Source organism: Paraburkholderia podalyriae (genome assembly GCF_014397785.1).
In the GTDB taxonomy this organism is placed as follows: domain Bacteria; phylum Pseudomonadota; class Gammaproteobacteria; order Burkholderiales; family Burkholderiaceae; genus Paraburkholderia; species Paraburkholderia podalyriae.
In genome coordinates this window covers 39745-53175 of the sequence record NZ_VZQQ01000042.1, presented here as the reverse complement: position 1 = coordinate 53175, position 13431 = coordinate 39745, and the positions used below count along the sequence as shown (strand labels likewise).

The 13431-nt window shown below is 63.1% G+C and carries 13 protein-coding genes and 2 pseudogenes; 8 read left to right on the top strand and 7 right to left on the bottom strand.

The features are described from left to right. Both F6X42_RS31385 and F6X42_RS31380 read left to right on the top strand, forming a co-directional pair. On the top strand, window positions 1-306 hold a 306-nt coding region (locus tag F6X42_RS31385; RefSeq protein WP_187637914.1), incomplete at its 5' end, for a tyrosine-type recombinase/integrase. Window positions 307-329: 23 nt separating this feature from the next. Then, window positions 330-509 (top strand): annotated as a pseudogene (locus tag F6X42_RS31380) (transposase zinc-binding domain-containing protein); the annotation flags it as partial. A gap of 81 nt (window positions 510-590) precedes the next feature. Here F6X42_RS31380 and F6X42_RS31375 read toward each other — a convergent pair. The 4 genes from F6X42_RS31375 to F6X42_RS31360 are packed head-to-tail and all read right to left on the bottom strand — an operon-like array spanning window position 591 to window position 3720. Next, window positions 591-1625, bottom strand: a complete 1035-nt coding sequence (locus F6X42_RS31375; RefSeq protein ID WP_246530307.1) for a tyrosine-type recombinase/integrase — start codon at window positions 1623-1625, stop codon at window positions 591-593. Next, window positions 1576-2484 carry a tyrosine-type recombinase/integrase gene (locus F6X42_RS31370; protein WP_187637913.1) on the bottom strand — a complete coding sequence of 303 codons (909 nt, stop codon included), beginning with the start codon at window positions 2482-2484 and terminating at the stop codon, window positions 1576-1578. Before F6X42_RS31370 ends, F6X42_RS31375 begins: the two co-directional genes overlap by 50 nt. Next, window positions 2481-3530, bottom strand: coding sequence for a site-specific integrase (locus F6X42_RS31365; RefSeq protein ID WP_187637912.1), 1050 nt, complete (start codon window positions 3528-3530; stop codon window positions 2481-2483). The genes F6X42_RS31370 and F6X42_RS31365 overlap by 4 nt, the downstream gene beginning before the upstream one ends. Beyond that, complete coding sequence (locus F6X42_RS31360; protein WP_187637911.1) at window positions 3463-3720, bottom strand: hypothetical protein; 258 nt, start codon at window positions 3718-3720, stop codon at window positions 3463-3465. The genes F6X42_RS31365 and F6X42_RS31360 overlap by 68 nt, the downstream gene beginning before the upstream one ends. Before the next feature lie 182 nt (window positions 3721-3902). On the opposite strand from F6X42_RS31360, the pseudogene F6X42_RS31355 reads away from it, so the two are divergent. Further along, window positions 3903-4910 (top strand): annotated as a pseudogene (locus F6X42_RS31355) (IS91 family transposase); the annotation flags it as partial. A 742-nt stretch (window positions 4911-5652) separates the two neighbouring features. Here the strand turns inward: F6X42_RS31355 and sodB are convergent. Next, a complete protein-coding gene (gene sodB, locus F6X42_RS31350; RefSeq protein WP_187637910.1) occupies window positions 5653-6231 on the bottom strand; it encodes a superoxide dismutase [Fe] in 579 nt (192 codons plus the stop codon). A 215-nt stretch (window positions 6232-6446) separates the two neighbouring features. Then, window positions 6447-7826, bottom strand: coding sequence for an exodeoxyribonuclease VII large subunit (gene xseA / locus F6X42_RS31345; RefSeq protein ID WP_187637909.1), 1380 nt, complete (start codon window positions 7824-7826; stop codon window positions 6447-6449). Window positions 7827-8375: 549 nt separating this feature from the next. On the opposite strand from xseA, the gene lpxK reads away from it, so the two are divergent. The 5 genes from lpxK to F6X42_RS31320 all read left to right on the top strand — a co-directional run bounded on the left by lpxK (window position 8376) and on the right by F6X42_RS31320 (window position 12462). After that, on the top strand, window positions 8376-9392 hold the full coding sequence (gene lpxK / locus F6X42_RS31340) for a tetraacyldisaccharide 4'-kinase (protein WP_187637908.1): 1017 nt from the start codon (window positions 8376-8378) through the stop codon (window positions 9390-9392). Beyond that, the gene (locus F6X42_RS31335) at window positions 9373-9576 is read left to right on the top strand and encodes a Trm112 family protein (RefSeq protein WP_007180583.1); all 204 of its coding nucleotides are present in this window, start codon (window positions 9373-9375) and stop codon (window positions 9574-9576) included. Before lpxK ends, F6X42_RS31335 begins: the two co-directional genes overlap by 20 nt. 200 nt (window positions 9577-9776) lie before the next feature. Beyond that, complete coding sequence (kdsB, locus tag F6X42_RS31330; protein WP_187637907.1) at window positions 9777-10571, top strand: 3-deoxy-manno-octulosonate cytidylyltransferase; 795 nt, start codon at window positions 9777-9779, stop codon at window positions 10569-10571. A gap of 211 nt (window positions 10572-10782) precedes the next feature. After that, a complete protein-coding gene (adk, locus tag F6X42_RS31325; protein ID WP_187637906.1) occupies window positions 10783-11448 on the top strand; it encodes an adenylate kinase in 666 nt (221 codons plus the stop codon). A 255-nt stretch (window positions 11449-11703) separates the two neighbouring features. Continuing rightward, the gene (locus F6X42_RS31320) at window positions 11704-12462 is read left to right on the top strand and encodes a 3-hydroxyacyl-CoA dehydrogenase (RefSeq protein ID WP_187637905.1); all 759 of its coding nucleotides are present in this window, start codon (window positions 11704-11706) and stop codon (window positions 12460-12462) included. Window positions 12463-12587: 125 nt separating this feature from the next. On the opposite strand, the gene F6X42_RS31315 is transcribed toward F6X42_RS31320, so the two are convergent. Continuing rightward, window positions 12588-13430, bottom strand: coding sequence for a SirB1 family protein (locus F6X42_RS31315; RefSeq protein WP_187637915.1), 843 nt, complete (start codon window positions 13428-13430; stop codon window positions 12588-12590). Between the last annotated feature and the right edge of the window lies 1 nt (window position 13431).

Here is a 13431-nt window from a genome sequence, read left to right as displayed (position 1 = left end):
CAGGGCTGCATGCTCGATGGCGGGTGGCTCTTTCCGGGCCTCGATCCGATCGACCCGCTCAGCACGCGGCAACTGACCCGCGCCATCCATGCGGCCGCCGAGACCGCAAACATCGACAAGCGCGTATCCATGCACACGCTGAGGCATTCCTTTGCCACGCACCTGCTGGAACAGAAGGAGGATATCCGCGTGATCCAGGTGCTCCTTGGGCACAGGCAGATCGAGACCACCACGCTCTATACCCAGGTTGCCACTGACCTCCTGCGCAAGGTGGTCAGTCCGCTGGACCGCCTGCCCGCCGGCTAGCCCGGCCGCACGCGGAGCACCCCGTGCTGGAGGTCGCGGATATCTTCCGCGCCTGCGGGCCGGCGTGGCGGCGCACGGTAGCGCTGAGCCTGGGGCAGTTGAAGGTCATGTCGGCCATCGAACAGTGCCGCAGTGCGGCACTGGGGGGGCATGTGCTGCGCTGCGCCGGCTGCGACCGGATCGAGGTTGCCTACAACTCCTGCCTTATGGGAAGTTCTGTCTAACGGGGAGAGGATGCCCCGGAGCTAGCGCGAAGCGGACTCCCCACCCCCATTGACTCTCCATTAAAGCTTGGCCCTGAGCATGGCGATTACCTTATCGGATGGCCGAAACGAACCCCTGCGCAGATGCGGTGGGACGATCGCGTTGAGGGCTTCGAGCTTCTCAGTTGGATCAGCGCGAGTGTAGATTTCAGTGGTCGCCAGATCGCTATGCCCGAGCCATAAGGACACTTTCCGAATATCCTGAGTGCTTCGTAGTACTATCATTGCGCAGGTGTGCCTCAACACGTGTGGTGATACCTGCTTCTTCGATAGCGAGGGACACGTATGACGAGCTGTCTCAGCGTGGCATTTAAGGATATACGCGAAACCCCAGCGACTCATTGCTTCACCGCGAGCATTGACGAACAATTCCGGTACTGCAACGGTTCCCCGTACCACCATCCAGGCACGCAATGCATTAGCGGTCGTTTTCCACAGGGGCAACGCGCGCTCGCGCCGACCCTTGCCGTGAACACGGATGCTCATCGACGGGAACACAACATCGGCGGCTTGCAAACCCGTCAGTTCCGATACACGCAGTCCAGCGCAGATGGCCAGATGCAGCATCGCCCGGTCCCGGATCCCCTCGCGCGTTGACGGATCGGGCGCATCGAGCAGGGCCCGAACCTTTTCCTCGCCCAGATACGGCACTAACCGGGAATCAGTTTTCTTGTAGGGAATGCCCAGGATTCGTCGCGCCTGTTCGAGGATCGCGGGCTCGCGATACTCAAGGAAGTGGAAGAATGACCTGATTGCAGCCAGCCGGACATTGCGAGTCCCAGGCGAGTTCTGGCGCGTATCTTCCAGATACTCCAGGAAGTCGCTGATCAGTCTCGCATCGAGCTGCTCCAGCGCTAGCGACGACGGCGTCATCCTGAGTCGCCCGGCGGCGAACTCGAACAGGAGCTGAAAGGTGCAAGCATAGGAGTCGCAGGTGTGTTGGCTGGCGCCTCTCTCATGAGCAAGGTTTGACGAAGAAATGCCACAATGTGCGGTGCGATCGGGATCATTTCTGTTCTCCAGTGAGAAACCCCTCTGCGGCGACAGCAATGTCATGCAGAAGCTCGGGAGTAGCCTCCAGATACCAATAGGTGGCGTTGATGTTGACGTGACCCATGTAGGTCGCAAGGGCCAACATGTGCCGCCCAACGCGGTCCCGGCCTTCCGGGCTCACCTCCAGTGCCCTGACGGCGAACGTGTGCCTGAGCTCATGCAGGCGGGGACGGTGGCCGTTGTGGGTGGTGCCGATGCCGGCAATCTTCAACAGCTTCTGGAACATCCAGTAAGCGACCGTATATCTGAGTGGTCGACCATCGTCATCAACGAACACATGGTCGTCACCCGGACGGGCCTGCAGCCGCAGGGTCAAGTACCCCTGCAAACCCTCCGCCGCCGTCTCGTGAAGTGGAACCAGACGGGTCTTCTGGAATTTGCTCTTTCGAATGAGTAATCCTTCGGGGGTAATGTCGGCACGCCGCAGGTTCAGGGCCTCAGAGATCCGCATGCCCGTGGCTGATAGCAGGGCGATTAATGTCGCATACATTTGTGGTTGCAACATATCGCGAGGACCCGATTGCAAGGCTGCGTTGACCAGGCGCTTGATGTCGGCGCGCGAGTAGATGAACGGGACACGGCGTGTCTTTCGGTAGCCAAAGTACCGGGCGGGCGGCAGCTCATGGTTTTGATCTTCGGTACGCAGATACCGGGCGAACCGACACACGGTCTTTAGCCTCGCGTCACGCTGGGCCACCGACGCAGCCTCGGCGGCCCAGTCGATTGCAGTTTGCGCGCGCACGTGCGTTTCACCGCGCTTGCCGGCAAAGCACGCGAAGCTGTGCAACAGATAGTCTGCGTTCAATAGTTTGAAGCCGGCCGCACGCCGCGCGGCAAGATAGGACTCCACGGCCGGCATCATTTCGTCACCTCCGGCCATGGCTGCGCGACTTGCCTGAGCAGCGCGACGTCGACCTTGGCGTAATAGGCCGTGGTGTCGATGCCGCGATGCCTCAGGACCTGGCCAATCTGGTCGAGGGGAAGCCCATGACGTAACATCTCGGTCGCCGCTGTGTGGCGCAGCAGATGGGCGCCTTTGGCGGGCGAACTCACCCCGGCACGTTTTAGTGCGCGCTTCACTACCGACGATATGCAATCGCCTGAGATAAACGGCTTGAAGGGGGCGATGTTTCGAACAAAGACGTGGTCGCTGCAGGCAACTCGAGGTCGCGACTCGATGTACCGCAGAAGTGCTTCACCGGCATCCTGCGGCAGCGGTAGACGAACTTCATAGCGCCCCTTTCCCGAGACGCGCAGTGTCCCGGTTTCCCATTCGATATCGCTCATGCGAAGGTTCGCCAGGTCACCAGCGCGGACCCCGAGTCGTACCAGCAACAGGACAATCGCGCGATCGCGAAGGCGCCCGTGTAAATTGCCATCGCATGCGGCAATCAGACGGTCAACTTCGTCAGCGCTCAGACACCGTGGCAGTGTCGCCAGGCGCCAGTGCGCCAACGCCGGAACCGCTTGATCGAGTCCGGCTCGACATAAACCCTGAACACCGAGATAACGGAGGAAGGCCCGCGCGCTGGTGACCAGCTTTTCTGCGGTACCGATGCCACAGTTGCAGGCACTGTTCAACAGGAACGTGCGCATGTGCTTTGCGTCCCACTGGGTCGCATTGCTACCAAGCACCTCCACCATCACTGCGGCATCACGACAGTAGAGCCGAATGGTCGACGCTTTCGCGCCTCGGTGCGTGTGCAACCATCGCCGGAAACCGCTCACGATTGCCGGCTCTCGAATCTCGGCAATCGAGGGCTTGTTGTCCTGGCAGACGCCGATCTCAATCAGGTATTCGCGAAAGCGCTTGGCACCGAAATACAGATGGTGGTTGGCTTTACCTCCTTTTGCTTCCGGAGGTAGGCAGATGACGATAGAAGATTTCTGGAGTCTGTGGATCCGCATCGGCCAGGGTGCCGCCGTGCGCCAGCATGAAGCGGCCCAGATGGTCGGCGGCTCGCAGATAACGTACGGCGCTGGCCGCGGAGTATCCGTCCCGTTCGAGCGCATCAGCAAAGTCATCAATGAAGGCTCCGCTGGGCCCCGAGCGCAGGCGTTCCAGGGTTTTGGGTGCTACCAGGTAGGTGTCTAGCATCACGTCCTCCTATGAGGGTTGCCGGGGAAGGCCAGACGACCATAGCAAAGAAGAACCGAGATTTTATGGGGAGTTGACCGGCGACCAACCAGACACCAAAACCGACGCGGCCAGCCGCATTCGTGTCGAATCTGATCTGCAACTCCCCGTTAGACAGAACTTCCCATAAGGCAGGTAACGGAGTGCACTCCGTTACCTGCCGCAACCGTCATTGCCCGAAGTGCCAGGGCAGTGCTGCGCATCGCTGGCTCCAGGCACGCCAGGCCGATCTGCTTCCGGTCGGGTACTACCATGTCGTCTTCACGCTGCCCGCGCCCATCAGTGCCATCGCCTGGTACAACAAGGCCGTCATCTACGGGCTGCTGTTCGATATCGCCGCCGAAACGCTATGCACCATTGCCGCTGATCCGAAGCACCTCGGCGCCCAGATCGGCGCGACGCTCGTGCTGCACACCTGGGGCTCGGCACTCACGCATCATCCGCACGTACACGGTATCGTCCCCGGCGGTGGGCTGTCGCCCGATGGTCAGCGGTGGATCGCATGCCGGCCCGGCTTCTTCCTGCCGGTACGTGTGCTCTCGCGCCTGTTCCGCAGGCGCTTCCTCGAAGCGCTCACGGACGCGCACCGGCATGGCCACCTGCAGTTCTTCGGCCAGTACGCTGAACTTGCCGACCCAGCTGTCTTTGACGTGTGGCTTGCGCCGCTGCGTGCCTGCGAATGGGTCGTCTACGCAAAGCGTCCCTTTGCAGGACCCGAAGCAGTGCTCGCGTACCTGTCGCGCTATACGCACCGCGTCGCGATCTCCAGCCAGCGCCTGCTTGCATTCGATGAACGCGGCGTGACCTTCCGCTGGAAGGACTACCGTGCGAAGGGGCACACCCGCTACAAGACCATGACCCTCGAAGCCGGCGAGTTCATGCGCCGCTTCATGCTTCATGTGTTGCCCGGCGGGTTCCATCGCATCCGTCACTACGGGCTGCTCGCCAACCCGGTGCGCCGCACCAGTCTCGCGAAGGTCCGCGAACTGCTGCACGTCGCGGCGGAGGTCAACACATCACCCGAAGAGACTCTCGTTGAAACTCGGCCGGCCTTCATCTGCCGGCACTGCGGCGCGCCGATGATCGTCATCGATATCCTTGCGCGCACTGCACCGATTCGCGCACCACCCACGCGCCGGGGCGAGATATGAGCGCCACTGTTCCAGGACGAACAACCCGACCCTCGGCTTTGCGGCAACGCGGCCCACGAGCAGACCTTTGCGTCTGTCGCTTCGCACAGGCCCTTGCACGTCCGTTCCGCCATCACGACGGCGCCACTGCACCGCTTCGGCACAGCATCAGCCCTCAGCCAGCATCCCGCCTGACCACGCATCCCGCAACACCGCTCGCCATCCCGGGCAATCAATCGCCATAGCCCCGAAGACTCCCATTGCATCAGAGCACTCCGCGGTTTCCTCCCTTCAGGTTTATTCAACGCCTGCCTGCACGCGCCGGCGCGCACCCCGAGTCCACGGACATGGGCAGGCATCGAACAAACCTCAAGAACGAACAAACCTCAAGAACGAACAAACCTCAAGAACGAACAAACCTCAAGAACTGCGGCCGGCTGGCTGCCGTGACGCCGATTGGACGCGGCGGATCCTATACGCCGGCGACGGCGTCGGTCTTTACACTCTGAGCGCAAGCGGGTTGTGCTTGAGCCAGCTATTCAAATTGTCGTCGGCCTGCCTGATATTGGGGCGGATGGTGTTGCTACAACATTTATGGACCGGGCACCGAGCGTCAACGGATGGTTTTGCCCAGAAAGCAGAAAGCCCTCATGTCAGAGGGCTTTCATTTTTACTACCGTTTCCAAACTTTATTGCGGCACCTGGTTCGGATTTTCCAATCTTTATTGCACTTTCCAAACTATATTGTCACGCTACAGCAATCTCAAGCGAAGTTCTTCGCTGCGAAGTCCCAGTTGACGATGTTCCAGTACGCTTCGACGAACTTCGGGCGCGCATTGCGATAGTCGATGTAGTAAGCGTGCTCCCACACGTCGATCGTCAGCAGTGCCTTGGCGTCGGTGGTGAGCGGCGTGGCGGCGTTGCTCGTCGACACGAGATCGAGCGAACCATCAGCCTTCTTCACGAGCCATGCCCAGCCAGAGCCGAACGTGCCGACAGCGGTCTTTGCAAACTCTTCCTTGAACTTGTCGAACGAACCCCACTTCGCATTGATCGCGTCAGCCAGCGCGCCGGTCGGTGCGCCGCCACCTTGCGGCGACAGGCTGTTCCAGAAGAACGTGTGATTCCACACCTGAGCCGAATTGTTGAAGATACCGCCCGACGACTTCTTGACGATCTCTTCCAGCGACAGTTTCTCGAATTCCGTGCCCTTGATCAGATTGTTCAGGTTGGTCACATAGGTCTGATGGTGCTTGCCGTAGTGAAACTCGAGCGTCTCTTCCGACATGTGCGGAGCGAGCGCGTTTTTCGCGAACGGCAGCGGCGGGAGCGTATGTTCCATGGTGCTTTCCTTCTCTGTATCTGTTGTGGGGAGTCTGCGGATGACGCTATCGAGCACTCGATTGTAGGCGAGTTGGAATAACCCCGCAAACCAACGGCCTTTGCGTCCGGCATGGCGAATTTGCCGTGAGCAAGGCCCTCGTGAAAGGCGCGCATTGCGCGTGCCCGGGTCGTCGGAACAGAGAAAACGCGCGCCACCCGCCCGTCGGCGAAACGTTAGAAACCGTCGGTCAGACGCGCTTGCACGTCGGCGAGCGCGACATCGGCCGAGCCTTCGGCGAGATGCATCGTCAAACGACGTCCGGGTTTAAGCGACGAAGGCGTGCGAATCGCGCGACCGCTTTGCGCATCGAGCACGGCTGCATAACCGCGCTCGAGTGTGCGCTGCGGACTCAGCACTTCGAGTCGCGCGCTGAGCAAGTCGATGCGCGCGACCTGACGTTCATGCTGGCGCGATAGCGCCGCATTCAGACGCTGCGCCAGCGCATTGACGCGGGTGCGCTCGGCCGCGAGATCCGGACGCCAGCGTTGCCAGCGCATCTGCAGCAGCGAAAATCGCGCACGAGCGTCGCGCACCGGCCGCGCGCCCGCCGACGCGAGCCGCACGCGCAACTGCTGCAGATGAGTGCGCTGCCGCGCGAGCCGCTCGGCCGGCGAAACGAGCCGGCGCGCCAGCCAGTCGAGCTGCTGTGCGCGCCGCTCCATCATGCGGCCGAACGCGCGCGCGAGTGTCGCGTGCCGATGATCGAGTTCGCGCAGCAGTATGACGCGCTGCGGGCTCACGAGCTCGGCGGCACCGGTCGGCGTGGGCGCGCGTACGTCGGCGGCGAAATCGGCAATCGTAAAATCGGTCTCGTGACCGACGCCGCTCACCACGGGAATGACGCTTTCCGCAATCGCGCGCGCGAGCACTTCTTCGTTAAACGCCCACAGGTCTTCGATCGAGCCGCCACCGCGACACACGATCAGCACGTCGACCTCGCGACGCGCGCCGGCCGCATCGACCATCGCCGCGAGCTTCGCGCCGACGCCCGCGCCCTGCACCGGCGCCGGATACACGATCACCGGAATGTGCGGCGCGCGGCGCGACAGCGTCGTCAGCACGTCGCGCAATGCGGCGGCCTGCAACGACGTGACGATGCCGATCGCGCGCGGATGCGTCGGCAGCGCGCGCTTGCGCTCCGCGGCGAACAGCCCCTCGGCCTCGAGTTGCGCCTTCAACCGTAGAAACGCTTCGTACAGACGCCCCTGCCCAGTGCGGCGCACCGCTTCGATATTCAGCTGCAGTTCGCCGCGCGGTTCGTACATCGTGACGAGGGCTCGCACCTCGATGCGATCGCCTTCGCGTGGCATGAATTCGGCATACTGCGCGCGACCGCGGAACATCACGCAGCGCATCTGCGCCTGCGCGTCTTTGATCGAGAAATACCAGTGGCCGCTCGCGGCGCGGGTGAAGTTCGACACTTCACCCGCGACCCAAACGAGCGGAAACGAGCGTTCGAGCATCGTGCCTATCGCGCGATTGAGCGCGGAGACGGGAACGACGACCTCACCGCCTGGTGGGGCCGCCGAAGCAAAAGGATTTTCTGGAGTCATGCGAGGAATAAATAGCGCTGGCCGGACAGACGATAGACCGAGCGACGAGCGCCGTCCAGCCGGAATCGCAGGATTGTTAAAAGTGTCCACATGGCGGGACTCGCCTGACGAATTCCGCCAGAACGGCTGCCAACGTCAATAATTTCCTTGGCAGACCCTTGATTTATATGAAATTTACATTTCAATGGCGAGCGAGCACCGCGATCCAAAGCAAATGGAACGGCCCTTCCGGGCAATCGGATGGCAGGTTCTCCACAAAGTTATCCACAGACTGTGGGCAAGCGCACATAGGGTGGACCCGCGTGCGTCAGGCCCCACGCGACTTGCCGGGCGGGACGCCCGCGCGCTAGAGTGGCGGGTTCGACGGCATGCCGATCGCGCAGCGCAGCGGACAGCTTGCCGGCCGGAGGCCGTCATGCGCGAGCCCTATCGTCGCGCCAGGTGCACCTCATTTTTTCGACCGTATTCGCATTCGATTGCCCGGAGAACCGCGTTGATGTTGACCCTGCGTAGTGCGTACGGCGCGCAGTCCGTGCCCGCAACCCGCCCATGAGCGAACTCAGCGACCGACTCGAAGCGCGCCTCACGCGCGAATGGCAGCAACGTGGACCGCTCGCCTGGGCGCTGACGCCGCTCGCCGGCGTGTTCGGCGCAATCGCGGCCGCGCGCCGCGCCGCGTTTTCTCTCGGCTGGCTCAAGTCGGTGCGCGTTGGCGTGCCGGTGGTGGTCGTCGGCAACGTGACGGTCGGCGGCACCGGCAAGACGCCGACCGTCATCGCGCTCGTCGAAGCTTTGCGCGCCGCGGGCTTCACGCCTGGCATCGTGTCGCGCGGCTACGGCGCGCGCGTGAGCACGCCGATCCAGGTCACGCCCGGTTCGTCGGCACGCGTCGGCGGGGACGAGCCCTTGTTGATCGCGCGCCGCACCGGCGCACCCGTGTGGGTCTGTCCCGATCGCGTCGTCGCCGCCCAGGCGCTGTGCGCCGCGCACCGCGATGTCGACGTGATCGTCAGCGACGACGGCCTGCAGCACTATCGGCTCGCGCGCGACGTTGAACTCGTCGTGTTCGATCACCGGCTCGGCGGCAACGGTTTCCTGCTGCCGGCCGGGCCGCTGCGCGAGCCGCTGTCGCGCCGCCGCGACGCGACGCTGATCAACGATCCGTACGCGCGCACGCTGCCCGGGTGGCCCAACACGTTCGCACTGCAGCTCGCGCCCGCCGACGCGTGGCATCTCGACAATCCCGCGCTGCGCCGTCCGCTCGCGCAATTCGCCGGTCAGCGCGTGCTGGCCGCCGCCGGCATCGGCGCTCCGGAGCGCTTTTTCGCGACGTTGCGCGCGGCGGGCCTCGCGCCCACGACACGCGCGCTGCCCGATCACTACGCGTTCGAGCGCAATCCTTTCACCGACATCGACGCCGACGCGATCCTGATTACGGAAAAGGATGCGGTAAAATTCGGGGCCTGGCACGATGCGCGCATCTGGGTAGTCCCGGTCGAAGCCGCGCTCGATCATCGCCTCACTGCATTAGTTGTGGAGAAAGTCCGTGGACGCTCGCCTGCTTGAAATCCTCGTCTGCCCGATCTGCAAGGGCCCGCTCAGCTACGACCGCGCCGCGCAGGAACTGATCTGCAACGCGGACAAGCTCGCCTACCCGATCCGCGATGGCATTCCGGTGATGCTCGTCGACGAAGCGCGGCAGACCGTCGAAGGCACGCCGGTCGATCTGAATCCCGGCTCGGTCGCCTGACCCGCAGCGCCGCTGCAGTGCGAGGCGTCGCGTCGTCTCGCTCACGCGAGGGCCAAGGCAAGCTTCAATGCCAGTGTCCGCCCCGCATCTGCTCCGCAATCGATCCGCAGCCGTTTTCCCGCTCCGGCTTATGTCCGACCTGCGTGCCCGTCGAGCGCGCAGCTTCTTCCTGCGGTTGATCGCCGCCCGTCCTTGATCCGATGACCCACACCGCCCTTCATCCGTTTATTGCCGTCGTGCCGGCCCGCCTGGCGTCGACGCGTCTGCCCAACAAGCCGCTCGCGGACATCGGCGGCAAGCCGATGGTCGTGCGCGTCGCGGAGCGCGCGCGCGAATCGGGCGCGCAGCAGGTGCTGGTCGCGTCGGACGCGCAGGAAGTGCTCGACGCGGCGCACGATCACGGCTTCGAAGCGGTGCTCACGCGCGCCGATCATCCGTCGGGCACCGACCGTCTCGCGGAAGTGGCGACCCGCTTCGGCTGGAGCGACGACACGATCGTCGTTAACGTGCAGGGCGACGAGCCGCTGATCGACCCGGCGCTCGTGCGCGGCGTCGCCGCGCATCTGGCGACGGCGAGCGACTGCGCTATCGCGACGGCCGCGCATCCGATCACCGATCCCGCCGAAATTTTCAATCCGAACGTCGTCAAGGTCGTGCCCGACGCGCGAGGCGTCGCGCTGTATTTCTCGCGCGCGCCGATCCCGTGGGCGCGCGACGCGTGGCAAGCGCACTGGCCCAACGTCGCGTCGATGCCCACGCCGCCCGCGCCTGCCATCGTTTACCGGCACATCGGCTTGTACGCGTATCGCGCGAAATTCCTACGCACGTACCCGAGTCTCGCGATCTCGCCGATCGAGCAGGTCGAAGCGCTCGAACAGCTGCGCGCGATGTGGCATGGCGAGCGCATCGCGGTACTCGTCACGCATGACGTGCCGTTACCCGGCGTCGATACACCCGCCGATCTCGCGCGCGTACGGGCTTTATTCGGGTCTTGAGCGCGGGAAGCCGTGGCATAATCGAACGGTTATGCGCGCCTCCCAGCGCAGGCGATACGCGGGTTGTCCCGGTCGCGCCGTTCGGGTCTTGCAGCGCCGTCGCATTCGACGTGCAGCGCGAGGTAGCCAACGGTAGCCGATGCGGAACCTGCGAGAATCGCCGGGAAGCATGTCGCGTCAACCAAGAATTCACATAGATCTGGAGATATTCATGCGTTTGATCCTGTTGGGTGCACCGGGTGCCGGCAAAGGCACTCAGGCCAACTTCATCAAGGAAAAGTTCGGCATCCCGCAAATTTCCACCGGCGACATGCTGCGCGCGGCCGTCAAGGCTGGCACGCCGCTCGGCCTCGAAGCAAAGCGCTTCATGGACGCCGGTGAGCTCGTCACCGACGAACTGATCATCAACCTCGTGAAGGAACGTCTGCAGCAGCCGGACTGTGCGAACGGCTATCTGTTCGACGGCTTCCCGCGCACGATCCCGCAAGCCGAAGCAATGAAGCAGGCCGGCGTCGCGATCGACTACGTGCTCGAAATCGACGTGCCGTTCGACGAGATCATCGTGCGCATGAGCGGCCGCCGCTCGCACCCCGCGTCGGGCCGCACGTATCACGTGACGTTCAATCCGCCGAAGGTCGAGGGCATCGACGACGTCACCGGCGAGCCGCTGATTCAGCGCGACGACGACAAAGAAGAAACGGTCAAGAAGCGTCTGTCAGTGTACGAATCGCAAACCAAGCCGCTGATCGACTACTACAACGGCTGGGCGAAAAACGGCGATACGTCGAGCTCCGTGAAGGCCCCGCAATATCGCCGCATTTCGGGCCTTGGCAGCGTCGACGAAATTCGCGCCCGCGCGTTCGACGCGCTGAAGTAAGCCGGATCGGTCTGGAGCTGTGGCACTGTTTGCGTTTGACGAAAGACCCGCCCACATCGGCGGGTTTTTTATTGGGGGCGAGAAAGTCTCAGGCGGCAAGCGGTGCGGATCGTTCCGGATGGTTACTTAGCTTTCCATAGCGCTGGCATGCCGCCGCCCGCGTCGCTTTCCGCATCGCACGACGACCGCTAAGATCGATCGTCGAATCATGCTTCGATCGGGCCAGCACTGAACAACCGTAGCAAAGGAGAAGACATGGAGATTCGTGACAATGTGTTCCTGATCACCGGCGGTGCATCGGGCCTCGGCGCCGCCACCGCGCGCCTGCTCGTCGAGAACGGTGGCAAGGTCGTGCTCGCCGATCTGAATCTTGACACCGGAGAGGCGCTCGCGAAGGAACTCGGCGGCGTATTCGTCAAGTGCGACGTGAGCCGCGAACAGGACGCGCAACAGGCCGTCGAAGCCGCGACGAAGCTCGGCACGCTGCGCGGTCTCGTCAACTGCGCGGGCGTCGCGCCGGCCGTGAAGACCGTCGGCAAGGATGGCCCCCATTCGCTCGATCTGTTCACGCGCACGATCTCGATCAACCTGATCGGCACGTTCAACATGATCCGGCTCGCCGCGGTGCAGATGGCGAAGAACGAGCCGAACGCCAACGGCGAGCGAGGCGTGATCATTAACACGGCATCGGTCGCCGCGTTCGACGGCCAGATCGGCCAGGCGGCCTACTCCGCGTCGAAGGGCGGCGTGGTCGCCATGACGCTGCCGATCGCGCGCGACCTGTCGCGCAACGCGATCCGCGTGATGACGATCGCCCCCGGCATCTTCGAAACGCCGATGCTGCTCGGCATGCCGCAGGAAGTGCAGGATGCGCTCGGCGCGATGGTGCCGTTCCCACCGCGCCTCGGCAAACCGGCCGAATACGCGATGCTTGCCAAGCAGATCTTCGACAATCCGATGCTGAACGGCGAGGTGATCCGACTCGACGGCGCGATCCGTATGCAGCCGAAGTGACGATCGCGTAGCGATCGATCTGCTCGCCGATGCGCGGCCAGGCCCCGCATCCGGTGAAAAAAACGCCTGTGCATGTGTGACATGTGCAGGCGTTTGCGCTTTATGCAGCGTGGAAATGCGCGTCGCTACTCGCCGCCATCGTGCCGCGTGCGCTGCCGCAATTCATGCAGCTGCGACTCGACCACGGTGGCATCTTCCGCATCGGGGCGATCGCCAAGATAGCTTTCGAGATCCTCGAGCGCTGGCCGCAGATAATCGAGCCGCGCATACGCGAAGCCGCGATCGCGCACTTCCTCGATGTTGTCCGGCAGTAAAATGACGAGCCGTTGCTGCACCGCGAGCAGACGCTGCCAGCGCTCGGTCTGCAGATAGATCGCCTTCAGGTTGCGCAACATCCGCGCGACGATCTCGCGACGCGTAGCCGGTTGCAACAGGATTCGCAGCGCGCGCCCGACCGAATCCCCAGCCGACGCGACGTACGGCTCGAGCATCTCGACCATTTGGGCTTCGGACAGCGAATGACCGGTGGTCGGATCGAGCATCACGTCACCATCGGGCGTTGTCACGCGCAGCAGGAAGTGGCCTGGAAACGACACCCCGCGCACCGGCACGCCGAATTGCTCGGCCATCTCCAGATAGAGCACCGCGAGCGAAATCGGAATACCACGGCGACGTTTGAGTACGACGTGCAGATGACTGTTGTCGGGGTCGTAGTAATCGTTCAGATTGCTCGCGAAACCGAGTTCGCGGAAAAAGAACCGATTAAGGATACCGACCTTCTGACGGATGTCGGCATCGTCGGGCATGCGACGCCGTAGCCGCAGCACCAGTTCGTCGATCTCGGCGAGCACCGACTGCAGATCGAGGTCGGGATAGGCATCCTGCGCGATCGAGAGCGCCGTCTCGGTCAGCGGCAGACTCTCGTCTTCGGCGACGAGCGTACTGAAATAATCGAGAACCCGCGACATG